This window comes from Otoolea muris (assembly GCF_943193115.1).
Taxonomy (GTDB): Bacteria; Bacillota; Clostridia; order Lachnospirales; family Lachnospiraceae; genus Otoolea; species Otoolea muris.
In genome coordinates, this window is the sequence record NZ_CALPCY010000006.1 from 1 (window position 1) to 26421 (window position 26421).

General features: G+C 54.2%; 23 protein-coding genes. 2 read left to right on the forward strand and 21 right to left on the reverse strand.

Annotated elements, in window-relative coordinates; all coding sequences use genetic code 11:
- From NFS31_RS05585 to NFS31_RS05655, 15 genes are all read right to left on the reverse strand, one after another.
- The coding region (locus tag NFS31_RS05585; RefSeq protein ID WP_251492472.1) for a hypothetical protein at positions 1–1038 on the reverse strand (1038 nt) is incomplete at its 3' end.
- A gap of 81 nt (positions 1039–1119) precedes the next feature.
- Positions 1120–3426: a hypothetical protein gene (locus tag NFS31_RS05590; RefSeq protein WP_160226836.1), complete on the reverse strand. Its 2307-nt coding sequence runs from the start codon at positions 3424–3426 to the stop codon at positions 1120–1122.
- A 199-nt stretch (positions 3427–3625) separates the two neighbouring features.
- On the reverse strand, positions 3626–3949 hold the full coding sequence (locus NFS31_RS05595; RefSeq protein ID WP_251492474.1) for an Mbov_0395 family pilin-like conjugal transfer protein: 324 nt from the start codon (positions 3947–3949) through the stop codon (positions 3626–3628).
- 80 nt (positions 3950–4029) lie between these two features.
- Positions 4030–5214, reverse strand: coding sequence for a hypothetical protein (locus NFS31_RS05600; RefSeq protein WP_160304209.1), 1185 nt, complete (start codon positions 5212–5214; stop codon positions 4030–4032).
- The gene (locus NFS31_RS05605; protein ID WP_160226842.1) at positions 5211–5492 is read right to left on the reverse strand and encodes a hypothetical protein; all 282 of its coding nucleotides are present in this window, start codon (positions 5490–5492) and stop codon (positions 5211–5213) included. Before NFS31_RS05605 ends, NFS31_RS05600 begins: the two co-directional genes overlap by 4 nt.
- A 4-nt stretch (positions 5493–5496) precedes the next feature.
- A complete protein-coding gene (locus NFS31_RS05610) occupies positions 5497–6249 on the reverse strand; it encodes a substrate-binding periplasmic protein (RefSeq protein WP_160226844.1) in 753 nt (250 codons plus the stop codon).
- 52 nt (positions 6250–6301) lie between these two features.
- Positions 6302–8998 (reverse strand): VirB4 family type IV secretion system protein, encoded by a 2697-nt coding sequence (locus NFS31_RS05615; RefSeq protein WP_251492476.1) that lies wholly within the window; start codon positions 8996–8998, stop codon positions 6302–6304.
- On the reverse strand, positions 8995–11439 hold the full coding sequence (locus NFS31_RS05620; protein WP_251492478.1) for an Mbov_0396 family ICE element transmembrane protein: 2445 nt from the start codon (positions 11437–11439) through the stop codon (positions 8995–8997). Before NFS31_RS05620 ends, NFS31_RS05615 begins: the two co-directional genes overlap by 4 nt.
- Before the next feature lie 67 nt (positions 11440–11506).
- A complete protein-coding gene (locus NFS31_RS05625; RefSeq protein ID WP_251492479.1) occupies positions 11507–12922 on the reverse strand; it encodes an Mbov_0396 family ICE element transmembrane protein in 1416 nt (471 codons plus the stop codon).
- Positions 12923–12934: 12 nt separating this feature from the next.
- Positions 12935–14545: a hypothetical protein gene (locus NFS31_RS05630; protein ID WP_160226849.1), complete on the reverse strand. Its 1611-nt coding sequence runs from the start codon at positions 14543–14545 to the stop codon at positions 12935–12937.
- 2 nt (positions 14546–14547) lie between these two features.
- On the reverse strand, positions 14548–16563 hold the full coding sequence (locus NFS31_RS05635; RefSeq protein ID WP_160226851.1) for a type IV secretory system conjugative DNA transfer family protein: 2016 nt from the start codon (positions 16561–16563) through the stop codon (positions 14548–14550).
- Positions 16556–17443 carry a CPBP family intramembrane glutamic endopeptidase gene (locus NFS31_RS05640; RefSeq protein ID WP_160226853.1) on the reverse strand — a complete coding sequence of 296 codons (888 nt, stop codon included), beginning with the start codon at positions 17441–17443 and terminating at the stop codon, positions 16556–16558. Before NFS31_RS05640 ends, NFS31_RS05635 begins: the two co-directional genes overlap by 8 nt.
- Positions 17433–17708 carry an STAS domain-containing protein gene (locus NFS31_RS05645; protein ID WP_251492481.1) on the reverse strand — a complete coding sequence of 92 codons (276 nt, stop codon included), beginning with the start codon at positions 17706–17708 and terminating at the stop codon, positions 17433–17435. Before NFS31_RS05645 ends, NFS31_RS05640 begins: the two co-directional genes overlap by 11 nt.
- Complete coding sequence (locus tag NFS31_RS05650) at positions 17677–18114, reverse strand: DUF1292 domain-containing protein (RefSeq protein WP_160304214.1); 438 nt, start codon at positions 18112–18114, stop codon at positions 17677–17679. The genes NFS31_RS05645 and NFS31_RS05650 overlap by 32 nt, the downstream gene beginning before the upstream one ends.
- Positions 18115–18165: 51 nt before the next feature.
- Positions 18166–18597: an ATP-binding protein gene (locus NFS31_RS05655; protein ID WP_160226859.1), complete on the reverse strand. Its 432-nt coding sequence runs from the start codon at positions 18595–18597 to the stop codon at positions 18166–18168.
- A gap of 171 nt (positions 18598–18768) precedes the next feature.
- Between NFS31_RS05655 and NFS31_RS05660 the strand changes: the two genes are divergently transcribed.
- Positions 18769–19518 carry a LytR/AlgR family response regulator transcription factor gene (locus tag NFS31_RS05660; RefSeq protein WP_160226861.1) on the forward strand — a complete coding sequence of 250 codons (750 nt, stop codon included), beginning with the start codon at positions 18769–18771 and terminating at the stop codon, positions 19516–19518.
- A 12-nt stretch (positions 19519–19530) separates the two neighbouring features.
- A complete protein-coding gene (locus NFS31_RS05665) occupies positions 19531–20883 on the forward strand; it encodes a sensor histidine kinase (RefSeq protein WP_251492483.1) in 1353 nt (450 codons plus the stop codon).
- A 39-nt stretch (positions 20884–20922) separates the two neighbouring features.
- Here the strand turns inward: NFS31_RS05665 and NFS31_RS05670 are convergent, their stop codons facing one another.
- The 6 genes from NFS31_RS05670 to NFS31_RS05695 all read right to left on the reverse strand — a co-directional run bounded on the left by NFS31_RS05670 (position 20923) and on the right by NFS31_RS05695 (position 26374).
- A complete protein-coding gene (locus NFS31_RS05670) occupies positions 20923–21342 on the reverse strand; it encodes a HEPN domain-containing protein (protein WP_251492485.1) in 420 nt (139 codons plus the stop codon).
- Entirely contained in the window at positions 21329–21670 is a 342-nt protein-coding gene (locus tag NFS31_RS05675; protein ID WP_160226869.1) for a nucleotidyltransferase domain-containing protein, read from the reverse strand. Before NFS31_RS05675 ends, NFS31_RS05670 begins: the two co-directional genes overlap by 14 nt.
- Before the next feature lie 102 nt (positions 21671–21772).
- Positions 21773–21919 carry a hypothetical protein gene (locus NFS31_RS27015; protein ID WP_331482532.1) on the reverse strand — a complete coding sequence of 49 codons (147 nt, stop codon included), beginning with the start codon at positions 21917–21919 and terminating at the stop codon, positions 21773–21775.
- 895 nt (positions 21920–22814) lie between these two features.
- Entirely contained in the window at positions 22815–23447 is a 633-nt protein-coding gene (locus tag NFS31_RS05685) for a hypothetical protein (RefSeq protein WP_251492487.1), read from the reverse strand.
- A 4-nt stretch (positions 23448–23451) separates the two neighbouring features.
- The gene (locus NFS31_RS05690; protein ID WP_251492489.1) at positions 23452–25218 is read right to left on the reverse strand and encodes a coiled-coil domain-containing protein; all 1767 of its coding nucleotides are present in this window, start codon (positions 25216–25218) and stop codon (positions 23452–23454) included.
- Positions 25219–25513: 295 nt separating this feature from the next.
- Complete coding sequence (locus NFS31_RS05695) at positions 25514–26374, reverse strand: carbohydrate ABC transporter permease (RefSeq protein WP_251492491.1); 861 nt, start codon at positions 26372–26374, stop codon at positions 25514–25516.
- Between the last annotated feature and the right edge of the window lie 47 nt (positions 26375–26421).

A 26421-nucleotide genomic window follows, 5' to 3' on the forward strand; every position in this document is an offset into this window, starting at 1 on the left:
CCCCGCCTCCATCTGGTTCCAGTGTTCTCCCATGCAGCAGGCTACGCGGTTTGCTTCCAGATTTGATTCCCCGCTCTCCATACCCCCAATGAGGGTGATCCGTTCATTCAGATCGTTTTCATGCTCCTTCAAAGTCCGGTAAAGCCCCGGATCCTGCGTCCTGTCAACCTCCTCGATGAGATCCCTCACATATCCTTCCTGGCTCTTCATCTCCAGCCGCTCCGTAAAGAATCCTTTCTTTCCCTCATAGTCCACTTTAAACCGCTGGTTTACATTAGCCCCTACCATATCCAGTTTTCTTCCGTCCAGGACCATCTCGGCCATCTTAAACTTCCCGGCCTCCCCCCAGGTCTTCCCCTCATAATCGCGGAGAATCCTCCGGTCCCTGGCCTGGTCGAGATTCAGATCCTCATGGAACCTGGAAAGCCCGTCGATAAACCCTTGATGCTCCAGCCCCGACGCCAGCATGGTCCCCTTCTGGCTGTCGGAAAACGCCTGGCAGGCTTTTTTCAGCTTGTCGCTGGACTTTATCATAGCCATGGCGCTCTCCGGGGTGATCACCTCATCCCGGTGTCCCGCAAACTCCTCAAAGGCCCGGGCCGCCGCCTGGAACTCCGGCGAAGACGCCTTTAGCTCCTCGTGATCCCGGAAATAATTCCCCAGCGTCTCCAGATCCCACTCCCGATCCCTCACCGCTTCGGCATCCCGCAGACTCTGGTTTAGCTGGAACTCCGACAGTTTGTCGATCACGGCCAGCCTCTCCCGTCCCTTCGGTGACTTTGCGTCCTTATGGCTGTCGGAATACGCCTGGCAGGCCCTCATCAGCCGGTCGCCCGCGTCCAGCCGGGCCTGATGGTTTTCTTTCGTGTCCGGGCCCTCCTTTACACGGTTTAATTCCGCGAGGGCCTGCGCCACCTCCTCAAACTGCGCCGAATTTCCCCTGCTTTTCGCCTCCTGTCCGAAGTAACTTTCAAACTCCTCCATAACCCAGGTTCTTCCGCGCAGGTTCCCCGCATGCTGCTTTCCAAATAAATCCATAGCTCCTCCTTTCGGGTGTTTATAGCAGTTTAAGCTTCCTGCCTGTTACTTAAATATTGTTTTCCATCTGCCCGCGCATCCTCACTCCGCCGGATACGTCGCCTCATACTTCTCCTTAAACTCCTCATTCCACCGATCCAGCGGATCCTGCACCGTCTCCTGTTCCTCTACCTCCTGTCCGCGCGTCTCCTCCGCCCTGGAAGCTTCCTCCGCCTCCCGGATGGCCGCTTCCTCCTCCGCCTTCTTTATATTCTCCAGGGCTGTTTTCATCCCATCATTGCACAGCTCTGACAGATTATACTCATACACCCTGGCAAAGGCCAAATCGCTGCCGCTGTAGGAAGCGTCGCCTTTCAGGAAGCCCACGGAGATCCAGTTCTCCCCGTTTTTCCAGCTTCTGAACCATGAGCCGCCCTCCAGAACCGCGCTCCGCCCCGAAGCCGGGGCATAGTACACCAGGCCCTTTTCCTGGGAGGTGAGGAGATATCCCTTCTCGCTGCCTCCCTGTACCAGCTCGCAGACGCCCCCGCCCCCTTTGGCCGCAAGCTCCACAGCCAGCGCCGTATTGAGATTCAGCCGGGCATGCAGCACCTGATCGTCTGTATAGTAGTCGCTGCCATACACACTGTCCACCTCCGGCAGATCCTCCTCAAGCTTCTTTTGCAGAATGGCGTCATGCGCCGAATCCCCCTGCTCATACGCCCCGGCCAGCTCCCTGTATGGGATCACCTCCGGCCTGGCGTCCCCATCGCCGCCATGCGCCTCATCCGGCGCGTCCCCATCGCCGCCATGGCTCTCATCCAGCCTCACGGCCATAAAATCCAGGCCGAACTCCACATAATAGACATTTCCCTCATCCGTAAACGCCCCTGCCTGGATGTTCTCCGTCACCTTATAGGGGGTATCCTTTAAATCTCCCCCCGGCTGAATCCAGCGCACTTTTTCGTCCTCCCCGGTACACTGGATCTCGCCGCCCACGCATTTTCCCAGAGAAACCGCCTTTTTGGGGTCCATGGCCCAGTAGGATTCCACATAAGCGTTCTGCAAAGGCGCATACCGTTTATTGTTGATCTTTCCCAGCGTCTGGGTGCGCGTCTCACTGTGTTCGACGACCGAGGTTTCATCGCCGTTTGTCACCGTCTCCTCCCACACGATGGTATACTCCCTCTCTATGGTCTGGGGATTATAGTAGCGGAACGTTTCTGTCTTCCCAAACAGCTCGCTGTACTTATTCTCCAGGGGAATAAACAGCCCTTCCAGTATCCAGTCCTCCTTCACGTCCCGGAAATTCACATACGAGCCGGGCGTTGACAGGAAATCGGTAATCCCATCCTCCTTCTGAAAGTCCGGCTCCTCCTTCCACTGATATACCCTGATATCGCCCATCCCCCCTAAATATGCCGCGCCCCACCAGTCAGGGTGCGCCGCAACCGCCTTTTCCCAGTCTTCATATGGATCCGGCTCTTCTGTAAATTCCTTTCCCTCCGTCATGGAAATCCATGCCTTTTTCTGATCCTCAAACGCCTCATTCACCTGATCCATGCCGGAATTGATCCACCGGAATTCATAGACGAGAATCCGGGACTCCACCTTTCCCTCCACTTCCCCGTCTAAGTCTTCCGACTCCTCGGCAATCTGCTCCTTATCGATTGTCTCCTGATGGATGCTGACCTCATCCCCTTCCGGAACCTCCACGGCCTCCTTTTCTATGGAAACCTCCAGATAGATCCTGTTCTGCCCGTCCGTCACCGCATGATCCACAGACACGGAAAACACATCCTGAAACTGCTTCCGCACGAATCCTTCCACATCCGCATGGAATTTCTCCCTCGTCCCGGCGCTGTCATAGAGCCAGGCGTGGCCGTTGTCATAGACGAAAATATCCCCCGTGGAATCACAGAGCTGAAGAAAGAACGATTCCTCATCCTCCTCGTCCCGGCTGAATATCTTCTCATGGAACACATGGAGCTCTTCGGTCTGATAATTATAAAACGCGCCGCAGTGCACGGGCTTTCCCGCGTCGTCCCCTTCTGCCACAAGCGTCGTATACCCGTAGACAAAGGTATCGCCGTCCCTCAGATCCGCGATCTGAAAGCTCTCAATATCCTCCGGCTTCGCGGAATGTCCGTCCTTTATCCGAAACGCTGCCTTCCCCTTCAGATCCTTAAACTTCTCGGTCATGTTTGTCTCGAAATAATCCGGCGTCTTCTTCTTCTCATCCGTGATCCCCAGGCGGTTTTCCCCGCTCTCATTGGTCATGACCTCCGAGGCAGCCGACGACTGAATCGCGTCAACGTCCACCTCCATGGAACCCATAAGGGAGCTGCAGCCTGTGAAAAACACAGTAACCGCCATGCAGCAAAAGCCCGCTGTTAATATCCTTTTCACAATCCGCACCTCCTTTTTCATGTGATGTACTCCCGGAGTCTCTTTGCGGCTGATTTTCCGCCAGACGCGCCCAAATTCAGTCAACGTACGCCTCATAAATCTGTGCGCATCTGACAAATACTCATCTCGCAAAATCAGCCCCCGCGGGATTCCGGGAGTACATTGTGTTTTAAAACACGCTCCGGGAGCGGCGCATGCCCTACATCCAGTAGAGATCCATGGCCGCGGCCGTAGCCTTGGTCGCTCCTTCCATCCAGGTCCTCATCGCCGTCATGCCCAGCTTCAGCACTACGATGAGCACAAAAATCAGCACAAATCCTATGATTGCGTTTTTCAGGCTGTTTTTCGCCTTTTCTCTGTCCTGCGGCTCCTCCGCCTTGGCGAGCTTCGCGCCCAGAATGATGCAGTAGATCGCCCCAAGCGCTCCCACGATTCCCAGAGCCGGCGTCAGAGCCATCTCCAGAAGGCTGATAATCGGCTTGCTGACCGTGTCAAATGGGTTTGCTGTCAACAAAAGATACATTTCCATTCCTCCTTATTTTTGTTATATAATTGCAATCATTCCCCTGTCCTTCTGATAAAGGAATGATAACAAACCGTTTCCTACAGGACTCTCATGTCCCGCCTGGCCGCCGCAAGCCGGATCCCTATTATGGCGAGCATAATCAGGATGAGGAGAAGCAATCTCCCGTCCATCAGATCATACGTCTGCCGGATCCGCAGGCGGTACGCTCTCCGGTTGCCCGCCGCATCCTCCACGGACAGCTCATAATTCCCGGCCGCTGTCAGGACATTGCCGACCGCGTATCCCCGGTTTCCGTTATAATCCATATAAATCCGGCAGCCCTCCTCCGAGGGATAGAATTCCACCGGCCCCGTGATTCCGCCAGGCTCCCTCTCCTCTGAAAAGGACAGAAACGGCGCCGTGGTATCCTTAAAAAACCCGGTTTCCACAAAAAGCCCTTCCCCGGCCTCTGACTCGCAGCGGATCTCGTAATAGCCGTCCTCTCCGAGGAAAAAGCATCTCTCACTGTCAGGCTTTACCGGCGTCCCGTTTCTCCTTACTTCCTTTATATCAAATCCCTGGGGGGCCGGGAACGCTCCCAGGGCCTTCTCCTGTTTCCCGATGATCGTAAAACAGAAATGAACCTCATACAGGTTATAATCCGTCGCCATGTCTCCCGGCTGCTGAAACATGAGGAGCCGCATGCTGTAGCTTCCCTTCTCCGCAAAATACCGGGAATTGACGAATTTCTCCGACTCATCATTAAAGCGCGCCAGCCCTATGGCGCCCTCCGGCAGCTTCAGCTCCACCCGCTCCGCGGTGATCATGCCGTTGGGTACGGAGCTGAGGAAGAAATTCCCGTTGGGCAGGGTGTACTTAAAAGCGCCGTCCTCCCACTCCATCGTGAGAGGCGGATCCTCCACCTTTCCCGCCGCCTCGCCGCTTTGAATCAGGGCATCCAGGTCCATCTGCCGGATATACTCCTCCAGGGCCTGATCAAGCTCCTCCTCCGTCACGTCGCCTTCATAGGCGGACAGGTCAAAATCCTCCCCGTCCTCATCTCCCGCATCCATTTCATCAAAACCGCCGGAATCCAGGCCGTCAGGCCCCGCGGCTTCGCCGCCCTCTGTCCCGGGCTTAAGCCCCGCCTGCGATGCCAGGGAAACCGTCCCGCCTCCCATAAAAAGCACGCAGAGCAGGAACACGTAAGAAAACGCCGCCCTCTTCCCGCAGAAAAACCGCCAAAACCGCGCGGCTTCCCGCCGTCCCCCCCGCCCGCTCATGCCTGGGCCTGCCTCTCCTGCTGCCTTTCCCTCTGTCTCTGACGGGCTCTCTCCCTTACCTGGTCTTTGGCCGCGCGCTCCCTGCCGTTTTCCATGGCCTCCCTCTTCAAAAGCTCCTGATAACTGATGGGAATCCGGACCTTTCCTGTCATCTCCTTGGGGGCCTCCTCCCGGACGCTCCCGCCGCCGCCCGCCTCCCTCGCCGCGCGCTCCTTTTTCAGCTCCCCAAGGCGGATCTCCCACAGGGCCCTGTTTTTTGAACTGTCAAAATATGCCATCGCCCTATTCCCTTTCCAGAAACTGCTGTATCAGCGTATTGATCCCGTTTATTAACGTGGTGTCAGACCGGCCTGCCACGATGACAAACTCCTCCGGATCCAGGTTGGTTATATTCTGCACCTGGAGCGCTTCATCCTCCAAAAGGATTCTGGCCTGATCCTCATAACAGATGTAGGCGCGGATCACGCCTTCCTTCACGTCGTCCCCGCCTTCCTTCGCGGAGCCGTAATCCGTCAGCCGGATCTCCTCCGCCTGGTAGAGCTTTGACCTGGTATCTTCATCCAGCCCCTGATCCACTCCCACGGCCGAATTCTTCAAAGCCCCGATGGTCAGGGCATAATCGCCCGCTTTTGTCACCGCGTAAAAATATCCCTTTCCGTAGCTGTCGGACATCAGGTACTCCGTGCTTAAGCTGCCTGAGCGGTTGATGCACCCCACAGCCACATCCGCCTCCCCCGCCGTCACCGCCGCGAGGGCCTCGGCCTTTTTGCACACCTGATACTGCACCTCCGCCCCCAGGGCGTCGCCGATATATTTCGCCAGATCCGGCTCCACTCCCATCGGCGTATCTCCGGCCATGTACATATACCGGCTCCCTGTGTTCACAATCGCCACCCGGAATACCCCGGACGCCTTAATCTGCTCCGCTTCATTGCTGCTCTTTTTCGCGCACCCCGCCGCCGGAGCCGCCGCCAGAGCAAGGGCCAGAGTTAAAACCAGCATCCTCTTCACATTCGTCTTCATCCGTCTCTTCATTCCCCGCTCCTTTTCGCCCCGCAGCCTCATCACTGTTCTGCCGCAGCCCATGTCACACTGTAAACAGCCTCTCCATATCCTGGCTGGCTGTAATATTAATCCCGGTCCTGCTGGAAGGCGACGTCACCACAAAGGCCCGCCCTCTTCCGTTATTCACAATCTCCTCCTGCTCGCTCTCATTGATCGCGCCCGCCTTTTCATACAGCTTGCACAGATCATGCATATCATTCGGCGACAGCGGGAAGATAAAGGAATACTGGCAGGCGTTGATAATGGCCGTTGACTTTCTTGCCAGCTCCTCTGTACCCACAAAGTCCGCGATATTCTGGGTGATGATGATCTGCATCCCGTTGTACTTGCGGATACGCTTCGCAAGCTGGTACATAAAGTCCAGGGCGATGGGGAACTTGCTGTCAATAAACACATGCGCCTCGTCGATCACCACAATCACCTTTCTCTGGGCCCCGTAGCGGATATTGTAATCCCGGTTCTTGATAATCTCATTGTCCAGCCATTTAAGCACCAGAAGCATCTGCGCATTGGCAATGGTGTTGTTCTTATTGGCCAGGAGGGACTGGAAGTTAAACACGATAAAATTCTCGTTGGTCGAGACGGAAGCCGGCCCGTTCCACAAAAGGGCGTTTCTTCCCCCTGTGGCAAACTTCGATATGTAGTTTAAAAGCACCCTTAAGTTTTCCTTGCTGTATTCCCCGGTGGCAAGCTGGTAGTCATTTAAGATCTTGTCGTAGAGATCGTCAAAAATCGGATAATCCTCCGGCGCCAGCTCGCTTAAATCCGTCTCGTTGTCTATGCCCTTGGCCTCGTACATACGCATGGTAATGTTGTTTAAATACTCCAGGGCGTCCGCCTCAATCCCGGGCAGAATCTGGCGGTAGAACTCCTCCAGGAACTGCAGATGGGTGCTGAAGCTGGTGTTGACCGACTCCTCCTCGCTCTCCTCCTCGTCCGAAAGGCTGGAAATAATGTGGAAGGGGTTGAGCCGCCCCTGGGTGGCGCTTCCCACGTCGATAATCTTGCCGTGCAGGTTCTGGGCCAGGCCGAAATACTCATTCTCCGGGTCCAGGATAAAGATCTTGCTGTTATCCGCCGCCAGGTTCGACAGTATCGTCTTGGTCGCGTACGATTTACCGCTTCCCGACTTGCCGATGACCACCATGTTGCTGTTTACCCGATCCTTATTCCTCACAAAAAAATCGATAAATACCGGCTTCCCGCCGCTGTTGCCGATGCATACCCCGTTGGGGTCGCTGAGGCTTTTATTGACAAATGGAAACGCCGCCGCCACGGAGCTGGAATGGATTCCCCTGCTCACCTTCCGGTAGACGTCATACCCTGAGATCTGGCTGGAGGCATACGCCTCAAACTGCTGCACATAGTTATCTGTGGAGCGGAAGCTTTCCTCCGACAGGGCCCTCTTAATCTGCTTCTTTAAGGAGAGCGTGGAGGCGGACGCCTTCTTCCTCTCGTTTTCCGGAAGGCCCATCTGCCAGGACAGCTCATAGTCATATGCTGTCAGGAACACATTGACGTCCAGAAGCGTCTCATTGTCGCTCTGGAGCATGGCAAGCACCTCCGCCAGGGTATCCACATGGGTCTGCAGCTCCATAAGGCGGCTGGTCTTGCCCGTGGAATTGGCCTGCTCCCTCAGTTCGTCAATGGCCCGGTCGATCTGGCGGATCCCTTTGTAGCGGTCCACCATCTTCATCTTCATCACCACTCTCGTGCCCGGCCTGTTAAACAGGCTGCTGCCCCAGGCATTTCCCACAATGGTGGGATAATCCGTGACCCGGAAGTTATGGGTGATGAGATCATCATACTGGACCGTCCGGCTGGTAAAGCGGATCTCCTTTGGCAGAATCCAGTCCATATACTGGTCCTTTGTCAGGCTGCGCGCCTCCCTCTCGTCAAAGTTTAAGGTGTAATTATACTTCAAAAACACTGCCAGCTCCTTCTCCGAGAGAATATGGCACTCCATATCGTCGCTGTTCATGGTTCTCACCATGTTCTCCGCCTGGCTCATCAGCATCTCTTTGTCCTTGTGGAAAAACAGCATATAGTGAAAGGGCACATACACCTTTTCCCTCTCATTGATATACTGGATCTGCTCCATCCGGTCATAGATGATGCCCACCCGGGTCGTCAGCTCATCCTCATTTAACAGCCCGTTGACAAACGCCTCCTCCAGCTCCCCGATCTTTCTCTTTTCCGTCTCAATATAGGTGTCGTAGAGCACCGGCCGGTCGATCTTCACCAAAGCGCCGGTCTCCGTGCCGGAAATGGTGCGCAGCACGGAGCCGAAAACCTGGTCGATCATCTGGTTCTGGCGCTGCAGCGTATAAAACTTAAACTCCACATCCGGGATGCTCACAGCCACCCCGTAATACTCCCCGTTATATTCAATGAAGGGCCCGTCTATCCCGGTGAACGGGGTGATATCCGTTACCCTGGGAACGCCCTTTTTGTCAGGCGCCTTCTGGAACACGCGGTATCTGGCCAGATACTTTAGTAAATTATAAAGCATCATGTAAGCCTTCTCGCCCTCCACCGGCACCACGCTCGCGCCGAACAACACGGCCACGGCCGCGCCGATATACAGCCTAAACGGCAGATTCGAGAACACGACGGAGATGACAATCGTGATTCCGATGATTCCCACAAACACGTCGGGAACTTCCACGCCCTTGAAAAACTCCATCGCTACTTTGGTTTTCTTGGGTATGATTCTCATATCGAATTCCTCCTGGTCCTCTGTCCGATTCCCGGCGTTCCCCTAAACTGAACTCCCCGGACGCTTAAGCTTGTGTAATTGACCTTCGTCCCGGCGGAGGTGGTAGTTACCTTCTGCACCGCGGGAACCGTACATCTCACCTGGTACGGCCGGACGCTTCCCGCCGTCCACGGAGTCGTCTTTCCCCTCAGTCCGCCGGACGTCCCGGCTATGCCGCCGATCCGGACGCCGCTTCCCGAACTTTTGCTTCCCGGGACGCCGCTTGCCGAACTGCTGCCGTCGTCCCCGCCATAGCTCTCAGAGCCCCCGCCATAGCCTTCAGAACCTCCGCTGCTTCCCGCGCTCTCCAGGCTGCCGGTAAGGCCCATGCTCTCGAAATTGATTTTGAGCTTCTCCGGATCGTCCGCAGGATTCCCGGTGAACCTCGCGCCGGGGAATTCCCTCGCAAGCACGGAATTGTCGGAATCAAGCGTGAGCTTAAACGCCCCCAGATTCTCCCTGTGGTGCATCCCCTTATGGATATCCACCTTCATCTTCTCATAGTTCTCACCGATCTTCACAAACTGTTTGGAGGTCCCGTAGATGCTTTTCGCCGTTGTCCCTATGCTTCCCATCTTATCGGCAAAGCTTCCCGGCCCGGCCAGGGTCTTAAAGGTCCTGCCCACGCTTTCCTTGCTTGCCCTCATACTCTTTTCCGTGGCGTCAAAGCTCGCGCCCATGGCGCTCATGCCCTTCCGGAAGGCCCCCACGGTCTTGTCAATCTTCATCTCAAGGCCCGAGGATTTCTCCAGCCCGGCCCTGGCCCTGGAGATATTGCGGATGCTGTCATAGGATCGCACCGCCTGCCTGGCCGCTGTCTTAATGCCCCTGTTCGGCCCGAACACGGAATCGCCGAGCTTGCGGATATGATCCGCCGCTTCCGAGCCGGCCGCCAGGGTATTATTGAACCGCTTTCCGATTCCCGGCCTCTTCATGACGCCCTGCGCGCCGTCTCCCTTAGAGCCCGTAAACCTGCCTCCTCCGGCCGCGCCCGCCCCGCTTCCCGCGGGGCCTGCGCCTGCCTGGCCCGCCCTGGCCCGGCCTCCTGAGATCCCGCTGTGTATGGCCTGCCGCCCCTTGGACATGGCGTATCCGATCGTGTGGCCAAAGAGCATGCCCCCCGCCACCGCCGCCGTACCTGCCTCCGACGATCCCGCCTGGTAACTGAGTAAGGACGTGATCATGGAACCGGACTTATACACCGCCCATGCGCCTCCGGCCAGGAAAAACAGCTTCATCAAATAGTTCATTTCCCCGCTGACAGAGGCCCCGTCCTGGCCGGCCCAGAAATTAATGGTGCCGCCCATCACAATGGGGCAGATCAGCAGAAACAGCCGCATGCCTACGACCGACCCGAAGCCGCTGAAGCATTTCCCGATGAACATCTCCCGCCACCGGCCAAACTTCTCCCCGTCGTCCAGCGGGATCATGCAGACAAAATAGGGGGAGACCAGATAGAGAAGCATCACCTCAAAAATCCTCTGCACAAAGACAAACAGGCACATCCCAATGGTAAGCAGAAGAAATATAGCCGCGATGAAACCAATCAGATAATCAAAGGAAGCCAGATGAAACACATCCGACACCTGCTCTATATTGCCGTAATCCTTCAGCGTTATGCCCTCTATGCCCTCCCCGGCTTCCAGGGCATAGAACGGATAGCGTGCCTTATCAGCAACGCTCGTGCCGAGCACGATCTCCGGATCCGACAGGGTGGCCGCGTTCAGGGTCTCATCCTTCGCCGCATTCAGGGAAGCGATCATAAAGACAATGCGTCCCAGCGACGTAGTCGCCCCGAAATTCATCGCGCTCGTCACGCCCTTCAAAATAGCCGCGGACAGCTTTAACATAAAAAACACCAGGAACGGCACTGAAAAAAACTGGATGAAGGTCTTCATCATGGCCGTAAGAACCTTGGAGACAGGACGCTTATTCTCAAAATCCAGATCAAACGCCGACTTTGCCGTCGCGTAAATGGTCAGGATCAGCGCCACTCCCAGCGCCCCCAGGGTAATCATCCAGAATACGGTGCTGATGGAATTCTGTTGCATCAGCACCTCCAGCAGCGTTCCTTCCACCTTAACCTCCGTGACCGGATCGATGAATGTGACATCCTTAAGGCCGATAAAGATATCAAAGGCCATTTCGAGATAATCAATAATCTTTAATATGCCGGAAAACAGCAGGTACAGATGATTACTGTAGATCTCCAGCCACAGGTGAATAAAGAAATTCAGGACATCCTTCAGAACCGGCATCAAAACCGGGGCCAGGACCTCATTAAAAATCCAGCTAAATACCGTTACCAGAAGACCTGATACAAAACGGTATACCGGGTCTATGATCCTGTTTAAAACCCACTCGAACACTTTCCTGAACAGTCCCAGATATACATACTCCAATTTCCCGCCTCCTTTATACCGGCCCGCCTGCCGTTTCCGCGTTCTGCAGCAGACGCCGGGGCCCTTATCAGCTCTTCCCGGTATATTTCTGCCCGTCGTTTTCGCTCATTTCCCCGGCCGCTTTGGCCATCTTCCCCAGGCCGCCGAGGCCGCCCATACCGCCGCCGGCGCCTCCTGAGCCGCCAAGGCTCCCGAGACCGCCAAGGCCGCCCAGAGCCGCCGTCGTGCCTCCGCTGGCCGCCGCGCCGGCCATATTGGCGGCGGTGGTAACGCTGCCTATGATCATCCCCGACATCAGGGCCCCCGACTGCTGTTCCGCCGCGGCCGCCTCCTGGTTGAGGATCTGCAGAATCAGATTCTGGCTCTTATACACCGCCCACGCGCCGCCCAGAATCATGAACATCTTCAGCACGCTGTTGATCATAGCCGAATTCGGCAGATCCTTGCCGTAAAGGTACAGATTGCTCCCCGCAATAGTGGGAACCAGCAGCATATAGTACCTCATGGAAAAGATCACGCCAAAGCCGGAGAAAAATTTTGCCACAAAAAGGTCGCGCCATCTGGCAAAGGTAGCCCCGTCGTCCAGCGGGATGGTTGACACAAACAAAGGGGACACCAGGTACAGAAGAAGAATTTCAAACAGCCGCCTGACAAAAATGATCGCCGCCCCCGCCAGTATAAAAAGCATGAGCACGCCGCTGGTAAATCCCTCTACGAAATTAAAATTGGACGCGTAAAAATCCTTTTTGACCTGTATAAGATCCCGGTAATCCTTCTTGCCGGACAGGTAATCAATGCGCACAGTATCGGAAAAATGCGGATTCCTTCCTGTCCGGTTGTCCTCCAACTGCCCGCTCACCGCGTCCCGCCTCTTGGTGGTCGCCTTATCCGCGTCCAGCCCGGCCGAGAGAAATACCACGGTCCCCAGGGAGCCGCTTCCTCCCTGCCCCGCGTTAAAGGCGCTGACCGCCTGCTTGGTCACCAGCGTGGCGATCTGGAGCAGGGCAATGCATAAAAAGGGGATCAGCATAAAGGTCACCGCCGCCTTCATGCCGTTTGCCAGCACCTTGCTCACAGGGTTCCGATCCTCTAAGGCCATATCGGAGATGGACTTTGCCGTCTTATAGATGGTGAAGATAAAACAGATGGCGACCGCCATGACCGTTATATAGCCAAAGGCGGCCGTCACCTTCTCCATCTGGAAAAACGCATCCAGGAGATACGTCTCCTGCCCATCTACCTTCACAGGGCTGACCCCGGCAAACACATTAAAAATCTGTTCCAGGAAATCCACCAGCGAGCACAGGATCGTAAAAAGGGCCAAAAGCCATTCGGACCACATGGACCAGATGACGGAGATGACGTACTCAACGAACACCTCAAGAATATTCTTCAAAACAGGAGAAAACACTTCCTCAAAAATGACCCTGAAAATATGCATGATGGATTCTATAAAAGAAATTCCAAGATAGCTGATTTCCAAATGCTCCGCCTCCTATCTGACCTTCACCGTCTTCTTGATACGGATCACAAATACCGCGCCCCCCGCAAGCAGAAGGATCACAAGGACAACCGCCGCAATCCCGTATTTGTTCACCTTGTATTTCAGGGTAAAGCTTACGCTGGAAACGTTGCCCGCCTCATCGACGGCGGACAGGCGGTAACTTCCCGGGCTGCTTATGGCGTAGCCGGAGAATCCCTCCTGGACCTCCCCGTTCTTCTCAAGGACCGTGCGCGCGATATCCTCCGACAGGTACTGGATATGGGCGGTCCCGCCTTTCACATCCACTGAAAACTGCGGCGGCTCTGTGTCCTTCCTGATAACCGCCTCCAGGACATCCCCGTCCTTCCCCGCCATGGCGATCCGGTACTGCCCGTCGTCCTTCATATGTACATACCGCCCCTCCGGCGTCTCCAGCGCTTCCCCGTCTAACGAAACGCCGGTAACCTCCATGCCCGCCGGGAGCAGGTAGTATTCCATCCGGTTCACCGCAGAGGCAATGGTAAAGGACCATATCTGTCCGTCCACATCGAGACGGTAGTATCCCTGTTCGCTGATACTCATATTCCGCGTATATTCCACAGGCTCATCATCGCGGTACAGCTCTGCCTCCCCCTCCGAAACGGACAGCTCCACCGCCGAAGGCCCCATGTATCCCTCCGGCACATTGGACGTGAGCGTCCTTCCGTTTTGGAACGTTACCAGATACCTTCCCGCAGCGCTGTCATACGCCTGGGTTCTCTCGCTGTAAGAGCCGGACAACGCTTCTTCCCCGGCGTCCGGAGCGCCGTTTTCCTCTTCCCCGTCCTCCGAAGCTTCCTCTCCGCCCGTTTCCTCAGCGCCGGACGTCTCCCCGCCCGCGGTTTCCCGGGCGTCTTCCTCCCCTTCTCCCGGCTGCGGGCTTTCTGTCTCCCCTTCCCCGGATTCCGGCTGGCTTTCCCCGGCCTGCTCTCCCCTGCCCTCAGGAAAGATCCCGCCTCCCTGCCAGCCCTGGGCGCTGCCCGCGCCCCCTCCGGGCTGTGTCAGAAGGCCGTTTTCCGCTTCCGTCTCCTGGGGCGGCTTTGACTGGATCCGGAACCGGAACAGGGCCCGGTACTCCTCCTGCTCCGAAAACGGAACGGAAGTATCCTCCACCGCGGTGATCTTCACCACATAAGTTCCGTGCTCGCTGAATGACTGGCCCGGCGTGTAGTTATACTCCGCCCCGTCTTTTTCCACCGTGCAGAATACATTATGGGGAATATCCATGGTCACGGTTTTGTCCGTGATGCCTCCGTTGGATACGCTGGTGTAGAAAAAGAAACGGTTATTGATGGATTCCTCATACACCTGATACTCATCATGGTACTGTTCCGTCAGGGAAACCTGGGTGACCAGAGGGCCCTGCGCCGTCTGCGGATCCTCCGCGTCGGGAACCACGCCCGGCCCGCTGGCGGCCTCCTCCATGGGTTCCGATCGGTCATAGCGCTCTTCGCTGTCCGCATTATCCTCCCAGTCATAGGGCGTATCCGCCACATATACCTCTCCAGGGCTTTTCATGCTTCCCATGAAAAGTCCTGCTCCGCACACGAGGGCAGCTATCGCTCCTTTGTATCTTCTCCTCATGATCATGCCTCCCGCACATCCTGTTCCGGTTCCTCTTCCGGTTCCTTAAGGGACTCCATAATATAATTGCGCTCATCCAAGTCATAGTAAATCTCATCCCCGAAAAAGGCATTCATCCGCACCTCAGACAGATCCATTGTCCCCATCTGGTACAGAGGGCACTTGTAGCTGGGGGTAAACTTTGTTTTCAGAGGATAATTGCCAAAGGTAACAATAATGGCATTGCCTGTGCTCGTCTTGTTGTTCAGCTTCTGAAGCTCCGACGGATAGATGAGAGGCCGGGTCTGAAGCTGGCTGGAGACATTGATATTGCCCTGCTTATCCCCCATGGAGGTGGAAACGCTGGACGTGGAAACGGTCATGTTGCCGCACAGCTTGGAAAATTCCTCGCACGTCTCAATATCATTGGAACCGATAAACATCTTCATGCCGCAGTTGCTCTTGATAATGTTGGACACCTTATCCCCGTATACATTGTCAAGCTGGGCATAAGACTGCACTACCATATTGAACCAGATCTTTCTGGAACGGCCTACGGTGATCATCTTGTCAAATTTATCAATCTTTGGCATATTGCCGAATTCATCAAGGATAAAGTACACATTTCTGGGAAGGCTTAAATCCTCCCTGGACGACGCGACCTTAATCAGCGCCTTGTAGATACAGAGGATAAACACCGCCGCCAGGGCGTGCCTTGTATCCTTCTCATCCGGTATCTTGAGGAACAGGGCCGTGGGCTCCATGGCGAACCCCACCGGATCAATATCCGTAGCCGAGGTAAGGGAACAGAGCCCCTCGTCGTTGAACATGGACAATTTGTCAAAGGCAATGGACATATAGCTCGCCATGGTGCTCTCCGCCGCGGACAGCACCTGCTTTGACAGCCCCACGGCCTTGGATACCGGGGAGCGCCCCTGGAAAAATTCCCTTAAGGCTGCATAGTCATTGTCCGAGTTGCCGATGGCCTTGTTGATGTTGTAGAAGCAGAACCGCTCCTTTGTCATCTCCAGCTCCGGATACTCGCTGTCCTCCAGCATAGCCAGGCAAACGGCCATAATTAAGGAACGCGCGCCTTTTTCCCACACCGGATCGTCCTGGGATTCCACAGGGCAGATGACGCTGATTAAATCGTTTAAATCCTCATATACCTCATCAAAGATCTTCTGCCTCGCTATCTTGATATGGGCCAGAAGCTCCCGGCGCACAGCCCATGCCTTTCCCTCATATTCGTACCATTCCTCCCCATACTGATCCGGCCCGTTCACAAGCGTAAGACCGCTCTCCGGCGCGGAATCAGAACGCAGGAAAATGCCCTCCCCTGTGTTTAAATACATCTGGTAGCGGTCATAGAGATCCGAGAGGGGATTCCACCGAAACGAGCTGTACGGATCCCTGAGATCCAGGACCATCACTTTATATCCCCGCTCCTTTAAAAGCCCGCTGTGGAGCTGGAACAGCTCTCCCTTGGGATCCGTACAGATCATGGAGGACCCTGCCCCTGACCGGGCCAGAATCTGAATCATAGGATTGATAAACGTGGTCGTCTTACCGCTGCCCGTAGCGCCGATCACAAGGCCGTGCATGGGAGAGGCCAGATTCACATCCAGCTCCCGGCGCTTTTTGTTAAAACTCGCGTAGACAGGGATCCCGTCCTTTGCGCTCTCGGAAAGCTTCGTGAATTTATAAGGCGCAAAATTATCGTCCTTCTCCTTATCTGTCATAAAACGGGAATTTTCCAGATTGCTTTCAAAATTTTCCGCTTTGGATTTCATCATCTTCTTTGCGCGGCCGGCCGAGGGCCTTGCAAACAGCGCGGCAAGCAAAATGAGAAGCGCGCTTAAGACCGCCCCGTAGAGATACGTGTCGGCCCGGAACAAAAGAGTAATATCCGCTATCTTCCCCTCATACATGCCAAGAAGCGACGGGATAAGGCGAAGCACAAGGATATTGGCGCCATATCCCAAAAGGACGGTCCCGAGAAAAAATCCCAATACGCCCAGTCCTATTTTCTTAATCATCTGATTTCCTCCATATCTCAAAGGCCCGGACAGCCATGGCAAGAGCAGCCCCTCCGATGAGGGCGATACGAAAACGGCTTCCAAAAAACAGTCTCTCCCACGCCGGGTGTCCGTTCATAAAGCTTACAGGCAGCACGCTCGCGTTGAATCCGATATGGAGGGCTATGGAATAGAGAGTGTTGTCCTCCCGTATGGACACCCACGCAAGCATAATGCCCATCAGGCAGGCATAGAGCACCCAAATCGGAGATACATGGCAGACAGCAAACAGCACGGCTGATAAAAGAATTGCCTGCCTCTCGGTAAACCAGCGCAAAAGACGCCCCAGCATATATCCCCTGAACACGATCTCCTCCGCCACAGGCGCCAGAAAAACCGTGCTGATCATAGCCAGGGCCAAATCGGTTTTACTGCTTAAGAGATCCGAAGAACTGCGGTAGGACTCCTTAAGGCCCCCGGGAAACGGAATAATAGTGATCACCGCCGAAAAGAAAACCGCCAGTCCCAGCCCCGTCGCCGCCAAAAGCGCGATGCGCCTTCCATCCGGCCTTTTAAGCTCCAGCCCCGATTCCTCGAACAGGGAGCCGCCGTTTTTCCTGCTCCTCTTATAAAGCAGCCCAAGCGTCAGTAAAATCCCCAGCGCATAATAGAAATTGCCGCTGTCCGCAATCACCCTGCCGGCGCTTCTCCCGCCAAAGAGGGCCATTCCGACACTCATCAAAAGCGGCGGGAGAAACAGATACAGGAGCGCCGGCCTGACTGCCCATATGAGCGTCTGCATCCCCTTCCACAGCTTCTGCTCAAACGACATCTGATCCGGCTTCTGTTCAAACGGCATCTTTTCACGCTTCTGCCCAAACGGCATCTTTTCAGCTTTCAATGGTCAGAACTCCCGCAAAGCCAGTCACCTCAAAAATTTCCAGGATGCATGGTTTTACATGGGTGAGCACCATGGAACCGCCTGTCTTATTGATCTTTTTCTGGGCCGAAACAAACGCTCTCAGCCCCACGGAGGATATGTAGGTAGTCTCATCCATATCAATCACCAGCTCTGTCTCCCCTCCTGCCAGCGCTTCCTTAAGCCTGGCATCCAGCTTCGGGGCCGTCACGCCGTCAATTTTCTTCTCTGTCCTGATCTCTGTCATCTTCATTCTCTCTTTCTGATGGATTCTCTGCCTGTGGCTGCTCAAAATAATAATAAAACGCCTCGATGGCCCGTTCCTGCTCCTCTTTATCTCTAACCGGGAGAAGCGCCGCCTCTCCTTCCTCCCCTTCCGAAAGCTCCATGATGTGGATATCGCCTTCCCGGGTCTGCAGGGCAATGTATTCCTTCTCCCCTTCCAGGAAAACGCCTGCTACTATGTACTCTGTCTGCGTCCCGTCTTCCAGGGTGACTTCCATGATCACGGGATCGGCCGTCCCGGCAAGCCCGGCGTCCTCCAGCTCCTCTGTGTCCGCCTCTTCCGTGTCCGGTTCCTCCACGTCCGTCCAGCCGGGGCCGCTGCCGAAGATCTGCGCCTCCAAAGCTTCTGTGTCATAGGTATGCCTCATGCGTTTTCCCCCCTTCGCCTGTCACAGCGCGCAGGACATTTTCAAAACTGTTTATGTAGTTTGAACAGTTACAACTTTTCTGATAACCGTCACATTGTGTCCCTCTTCATAACAATGGCTGGCTGTATCCATAAACTGTTTCACCATATAGACTCCCAGGCCACCCACAGGGCGTTCCTCAAAAGGCAGATTCAGATCCGGATCCCTTCTGGCAAACGGGTCATAGGGGACTCCCTCATCCTGAAAACGGATCACGGCTTCCTTCCCCGCCTCCCCCGCTTCCCGGATATCCCACTGGATCCATACCATGCCTTCCTCTTCTTTGTATGCATAGGAAGCAATATTGGTAAAAATCTCCTCCACGGATATCTCGATCAGACGCCTGTCATCTTCCCCGAACCCAGCCTCTTCTAAAAGCTGTCCTGTCAGGGACATGACCCTGCATAACTGTTCCATAGAAGCCGGTATCCTGACTGACTGCATAGCGCGCCCTCCTTAGTTTTTCACTTTATAATACCGTGGCAGTTCTTTCCTTTCAAGGCATTTAGCGCGAACTGATTCTTTTTCGCCTGAATTGTGATACAATAGGTGTACAGGTTTGCTATAATTTAAGGAAACACGTTAATCCGGTTGTCGATTTATGGGGGCTTATAGATGAATTTGGCATTAGTAGATGACTTAGATTACGATTTGAACGCTTTGCAAAAATTATTTTCAGAATACTTTTCATTGATTCACGAAAAATCGAATTATTATTTATATCTCAGCGGAGAAGAATTTCTTGCCGACTTCTGTCCGGGAAAATTCGACGCTGTGTTTTTGGACACTCTCATGGATGGCATTAACGGCATAGAGACGGCCAGACGTCTCAGGAGCCTTGATTCGTCCATCCCTGTTATCTTTATTACAATTGAAGAAAGCTTTGCCCTGGAAGGATACACGGTGCAGGCCATGGACTATATCTTAAAGCCTGTCTCAAAGGATCGCCTTTTTTCTATCATGAACCGCCTGACAGGCCAAAAGAAATGCCGGCACATCATCGAAGTCAAGGAAAACCGCATAACCCGCTACGTGAATCCGGACGACATCCTGTATGTGCGCTCCACCGGGCATTTTCTGGAAATCCAGACTGCTTCGGGCGTCATAAAGCCTTATATGACACTGGAATATTTCCTCTCCCTCCTGCAGCAGATTGGGGAATACGACGAATCTTTGCCGGGACTCCGGTTCCAGAACTGCTGCCGGGGCTATGTGGTGTCTCTGGATCACGTCCGCTCGCTCAAGGTTTCGAATTTCCTGATGCATGACGGAAGCAGCGTCCCCATTAGCCGTCCCAAATATAAAGCGATGAAGACAGCCTATGCCAACTATCTGTTTTCCAAGACAAGAAATATGATTGATTAACAGGAGGTTTCTATGTTGATTACCCCTTCGGCCCTGCTTTCCTCTTTCAGCTATATCGTGGAGCTCCTCCCCTTCCATCTTCTGGCTTATTATCCCTTCCGGGGGCAGTTCCGCTTTCCCTTATGGGCTGTTGTTTTTATAAACGCAGTCCTTATGTCCGTTCAGTGCTTGGGCTACGTTTACCTGTACGGCATAGGAGCCGACGCCCGTCCCTTCGATATCTCGGTTGCCCTTATTTTCATGGTCACGTATATGTCCTGTGTGAAAACGAACATTCCCAAGCTCCTGTTTATCTATACGCTGATTGTGGATTATATTATGATTGCCAGGGGAACCGGCATATTTTTGGAAATTTGCTTTTTTACAGAACCGGGAGAACCCCTCCATCTTCTCGGCGCGCCTTCCGTTACCATAAGCCGCATGGTTCCGACTGTCGTGACCAGCCCCTTTATGCTTAGCTTTTTGAATATTACAAAAGAGCGGGTTCTCCACAGCCACGCCCCCAAGCTTTGGCGGACGATCTGGATGATTCCCGCGCTTACATCTTTTATTGTCCTCATCTTTACCTATAATCTGAACGTAATATCAGTGGCCAGACTGGCCTTTCTTCTGGCAAGGGTCTGCCTCCTCATTATGGTTTTAATTGTCTATTACCTGCTTGTCTCGTCCTTGGAGTCATTAAAGCTCCAGGGAGAGGCGGAAGAAAGAGCCAGGAATCAGGAACAGATTATGGCGATGCAGCGGGCGCAGTATTCCATGCTTCAAAAGCAGATCGAGGCGACGCGCCATGCCCGTCACGACTTACGGCAGCATTTCAATGTCATCCAGGGCTGTCTGGAATGCGGGGATGTGGAGCTGCTAAAGGATTATATTGCCAAATACGGGCAGAAGCTTTCCGCGCTTACTCCCAAAACCTACTGCAGCAATTATGCGGTGGACGCGGTTGTCCGGCATTACGCAGAGATGGCCGCGGAGCGCCATATCCGCTTTGACTCCCATATCCTTCTCCCCCAGCAGCTCTCGATCCATGAGCCTGATATCTGTATCCTCTTCGGCAATCTTTTAGAAAACGCCGTGGAAGCCTGTGCCAGGATGCCCGGAGCATCCGCCTTTATCCGGATCCATGCCAAAGCCGCCGGGGAACAGGCGATTTCCATCACGGTGGATAACTCCTGTCCGGGCGCTCCTGCCATGAAGGACGGCTATTTTCTGTCGTCCAGGCATCCCGGCAATGGAACCGGCACGGCTTCGGTCCGCAATATTGCCCTGCAGTATCACGGGATCGCTGATTTTAAATATAAATCCGGAGTTTTCTATGCCTCTGTGTTTTTAAATCCCGGAGTTACTGAGGCGGAGATGGAATGACCCGCCCTGGAAGGGGGAGGCGGCGCTCATGCTTTGGGCTCAAAAGCAATCCTTCATTCGATTTACGCAATATGTTTCAATTTGCTTAATCAGTTCTTTGGCCGTTAAAGCCTGCTCCTCGGCCTTCTCTTTTGTTGCAAGATAAAAATCATCATAATCACTGGCATGACGGATCTCCTCTGCCAGTGCAATTTTTCTCCCAAATTCTTTTGGAAAAATTCCTGTCTTTACATAGTCTTTATTGAAATTAGCCAGCGTATCTTTATGTCTTTTATACGACCTTCCGTCCAATGCATGAGCCGCCGAAATCGCGTGATAAATGGCATAGTAAGCCCGGTTATTCGCTCCCCTGTACTCCTTTTCCCTGATCAATATATTCGCTGACTGTAGATCACTCTTTGCCGTCTCCAGACGGTAGCGCGCCAAATCATTCACGTCTCCTCTTTCAGGTTGCCCCATACAATTCCACTCCTTCCTTTCGGACATTGGCGTAGAAGGGATAAGCACTCAGCCATTTTTTAAAATGCGCGTCGCTTTTTGCAATCGGTTTGATATCCGTATCATGTTCATCATTAAAATCAAACGTAATCCATGACAGGTGTTTCCGGTATTTTTCAATCTCCAGGTCTGTCAGATCCACCAGAATCATAATATCAATGTCAGAATCCGGCCTGAAATCTCCCCTGGCATACGATCCATAAAGGATCACAGACTTTAAATGATTTCCATAAATTTTCCTTACTTCTTCTACATACTGTCCAAGCATATCATCCATCATAGCCGGCATATAAACTCCCTCCTTTCTTTATTCCATTCATTCCTGATAAGGCCGGGAACTTGTTTTTAGCGAGTGTAAAATATCCAAGCAACCTGACATCCTCTGCTGAGACTACAAGGTATGGACGGACTGGTTCTTTTTCGTGAACCCTATGGCGCTCTTTTTCAAAAAACGTTCCACGTCCTTATTCTCCGGACTGGAAAAGCCGGAAAGCAATTCAACCAGCGCTGGCTCTCCGGCTTCTTCGTCGTTCCCCAATGCCAAATACTCACGGATATTACCGAAAAAAACTTATCATTTCCTGGCAGATTCTTCAATCGCATTGATAAATATCTCTACCTGTTCCTTGCCGGAAATGACAAAATCCTTTGTGATACTTGAAGCTGCCATAATAAACACCTCCTTTGTCAGTATGGTTCTTCCGCTGCAATTCATACTTTTGTATCTCTATTTTATTATCTTATATCGGCTAATGCAACAAATCTTTCATGAATCCTTTATAACTTATTTTTCCGCTGTTACTGTTCACCGCCCAATGGTAATTAGTTAAGCGAAATGAACGATCGTGGGGCGTAGTTTGTCGTGAGAGGGCCGCCAGGCTATAATAAAAATATCAAATAATATGGATCATCATGGCTATAGCATACGAATAATTTTTTGCTTCTTTCCAAATTTAGTTGAAAAGATTGTTACCATTGTGTAAAAACATGATATATTTGCATTTATACCATGAAGTGTTTGTCGAATGAACAAACCTAGAAAGAGTCAATTGGGGGGTGATAAAATCACAAAATATATCAGTTAAATATTCATCGAATCATTATAAAACAGAATATATAAAACAATTATGCTGATTATCTGCAATTCGGGCAAAGGATATTCCTGCCCGTCTATGCCAGACAAACGTATTACAGGACTTTCGGAGGGATGAAACGGATTCCCGGCCCGCTGATAACGCCGCCGTCGCCAGCTCCTGTATCCATAAGGAACCCGTAGAAAACCGCCGGTACTTAGCGAGGTCTTTTCGAGCTTAGTACCGCTGCGCTTTTCTCCGAGCGGGAGCGGGGTTCCGTTGGATACAGGAGCTGGCGACGGCGGCCTCCCCACGATAAACAACATCCCGCAATCGTCCGCTTAACTAAATGCCATTGGTTCACCGCCCCCCAAACCCAATCGCCTCCAATTTCTCCCCTATCCGTTCCCCGCTGCGAAACGCAAACGCCGCCCTCTGCGCCCACCCCTTTAAAGCGGCGAAAAAAATCACCTTCTCCTTCCGGTCAACAACCGCTGCCACGCGGTAGGACGCGCCCCCAAAGCTCAGCTCGCACCCCTGCGTATCCACAGACCCAAAAAGCTCCCATGAAAGCGCGCCGGTCAACACACAGTCCCCCGGCCTCATATTCTGGCTTAAGGATCCGCTCAGGACCCGCGACGGAAACGCCAGATCAAAGGGCCCGTACACGCGGATCACGCCGGCGTTCACCTCTTTTCCGGTTACGCCGTCCCGCACCGGCCCGCCTGTTTCCGTGCGCCAGGCCGCCACAGCGGCCAGTCCCGCCGGCCCGCCCCTCTGTTCTTCCTCAAGCGCCTCCAATTCCTCCATGGACACATTGCGAAACGACAGATCACATTCCGCACGGCGCGGCTGCTGTGAGCCTAAAATCCCGCCCCACGGCTTAAAAAAGCCGAAGCCAAGGCCGATATACAGGATCCAAAGCCCGAAAAGAACGATCCCCATCGCCGGCAAAACAAATTTTTTTACACGCTTCATCCATTCCGTATTCATTGCGCTACTCCAAAAGCTCTGACATCGGCCGCACCCGGTCCCCGGCGTTTACGACCCGGTCGCTTCCTGTGATAACCGGCTCCTCCGCTGACAAAGCGCCCTCCACCGCCGCCGAGGCGTCCCCTGCCAGCAACAGGCGCAGATCGATGCGCACCGCCCGGTACTCCTCGCCCAGAATCGTCTTCTGCCGGCGGGCCGCGAGGCAGTACCAGCCTTCTGTGTCCTTTCGCAGCGCCGCGGCCGGAATCACGGTGTTATAAATCTCCCCGTTTCTCTTTACCTCAAAGGACGCCTTCTGGCCCAGTGTCGCGGCCCCGCCCGCGAGAGGGGCCGTCAGGGTTCCCGCGCCGGGATCCGAGACGAGATCCACCTGCGAAATCACGGACGGCATGGGATACGTCTCCCCCTCCAGAGTGATATCAATCGCTTCCCCAGCCTGCACGCTGCCTTCCGTCTCCCTGTCAAAGCTGCCTGTAAACCGGAAATCTCCGGTGGATAACAGGAAGCGCTCCGACCCATTTATCACCTTTCCCGTCTCCAGCTCCACTCTGGTAACGCTGCCGGAGCCTTCGGCCCTTACCGCCCCGCCCGCGTCTAAAAGCGCCGTAAGGGCCGCCTGTTCCTCCTTAAGATCCTCAAGATCCAGGCGTCTCGCCTCGTTCTGCAAAGCTGCCAGCCGTCTTGCCTGTTCGGCGGTTAATTCCCTGGCCCTGTCGTTTTTCCTGGCGTTTTCAAGCTCCACAAGGGCCGCCTCCACCGCGCGGTCAGCCGCCTCCCTGGCGTCCCCGGCTGATTTGACAAGGTTAAACTCCTGGCGCAGCCCGTTTTCATAGCTTTCCTTTAACGCCAGCCTGGCGCTGTCCGCCTCCTCGCCCGCGCGGTCGTAAATGTCCTCCTTTTCCTCCATTTCCTCCCGCGCCCGTTCGACCTTGAGATCCATCTGATCCTTTGTATCCTCCAGATCCTCCGAAAGCTCCTCAAGCCGTTCCTCGCAGTCCTCGATTTCCTCCTCGATCTGCAGAAGCGCCGCCGCGTCCGCATCCGTCGCGTCTTCTGAATCGGCCTTCTCCTGCGCCTTTTCCCGCTTCTTTTCCAGCCTCTTTCTCGCTGTCTCTGTCTCCTTTATGTTGCGCTCAATCTCTTTGACCCGGCTTTCGCGGTCCATCTTTGCGCTCTTATAGTCCGTGCGGCTCATGGCGTAATCGCCGTAGCTTGCGCGGATCAGTTCCTCCTCCGATAAATCCAGGCGCTTTTTATAGTAGGAACGCAGCCTCTCAGCCTGGCGCTCATATTCCGCGTTTGCCTCGCGCTCCTTTCTGCTTAAGCGCTCCTGCTCTTTCCTGGCAAAGCCCAATGCCTGTTCGGCCGCCTCGGCCTCTGTCACGCCCTGAAAGGAATTAGCCCGTATTGTCTCCTGCTCCATTTCAAGCTCCAGCCGGCGGATCTCCTTGCCCACCTCCTCCAGGCGCTCGAGGATGGAAGCCTCTGTATAGCAAAACAGGAGATCCCCCTCCCTGACAAAAGCTCCCGGCAGGGCGGTTATCTCTCCCACCCGCAGTCCCGGCGTCAGGCGGATCCCGATCTCCGCCCCGGCCTCCACTGTGCCGCTCCCCCTGACCGTTTTCGTAACATTGCCCCGGCTGGCATAGGTCAGCTTCACCTTCGCCGTCTCCCTGGCATCCACGATCCGGGATAAAACCGTAAACAGCGCCATAACGGCAAAAAAGGCGGCCAGCGCGCCTCTGTATATCCGGCGTTTTCTGTCTTCCATCCTCTTGTTGTCCTTCCCTTTCTCCTGGAACGAAGTTAAAATATATGTAGGCTATGGTTCATTGTGAGGAGGCCGCCGTCGCCAGCTCCTGTATCCAACGGAACCCCGCTCCCGCTCGGAGAAAAGCGCAGCGGACGCTAAGCTCGAAAAGACCTCGCTAAGCGCCGGCGGTTTTCTACGGGTTCCTTATGGATTTAGAATCTGACACCGGCGGCCCTCTCACGACAAACAACGCCCTGCAATCGTTCCGCTTAACTAATTACTATTGGTTCACGGGACTCATCTTCTTGTACATCTATTCTTTGATCCCTGACGCATAGATCCCCTGCTCCAGCCATGTCTGCCCGTTTAAATAAAGAAGCGCCGGCAAAAGGATAGCGACTGCGCCCGCGGCAAAGGCCACGGACGCCTTGTCGGCCGTCACATTCGGCAGGTACAGGGACAGCGGCCAGAGCGTCTTATCCTTTAAAAAGGTAAGCGGCTGCTCCAGCGCGCTCCAGTATTCAAAAAAGTCCAGCAAAAGAGCCGTCATGACACCCGGAAAGCCCATGGGGATCCCCACGCGCACAAAAGCGGTCCATTCCCCGGCCCCGTCGATATACGCGGCTTCGAGAAGCGAGTTCGGGATACTCTCAAAAAAACGCTCCATGATATAGACCGGAAAGGTGGAAAAAATCCCGGGAACGAGGATCGCCAGATGCGTATCCAGAAGGCCCAGCCGCTCAAGAATCAGGTAAGAAGGCGCCATCATTACCTGAAAAGGCATGATCATCAGCAGCAGATACAGGAGAAATAAAATCCGTTTTCCCGGGAAACGGAAACGGGCAAAGGCCCAGGCCGCCGGCATCCCTGCCAGAAGCTGCCCTGCCAGGATCCCGAAAACCTGCAGGCAGGAATTCCAGAACATGACAAAGAAGCCGGGCGAATGCAGGAAAAGCTCTCTGTACGGCGCGATGGTCGGATAATCGGGGAGTAACGCCGGCCGCACCGGCCCCTTCCCCAGCCCCAGCGCTTCCAGATAGCGGAAGGCAAGCTCATCCCCTGCCATAAAGGACGCGGCGCCCATCAAAAGCAGGGGAAGTATCACAAAGCATACGCTGACCGCCAGAAGAAGGAATCCGCTGTACCTCCCCTTTCTTCTCTTTGCTTTTTTCATGACGTCCGCCTCCTTTTGTATAATAATGTACTCCCGGAATCTCTCCG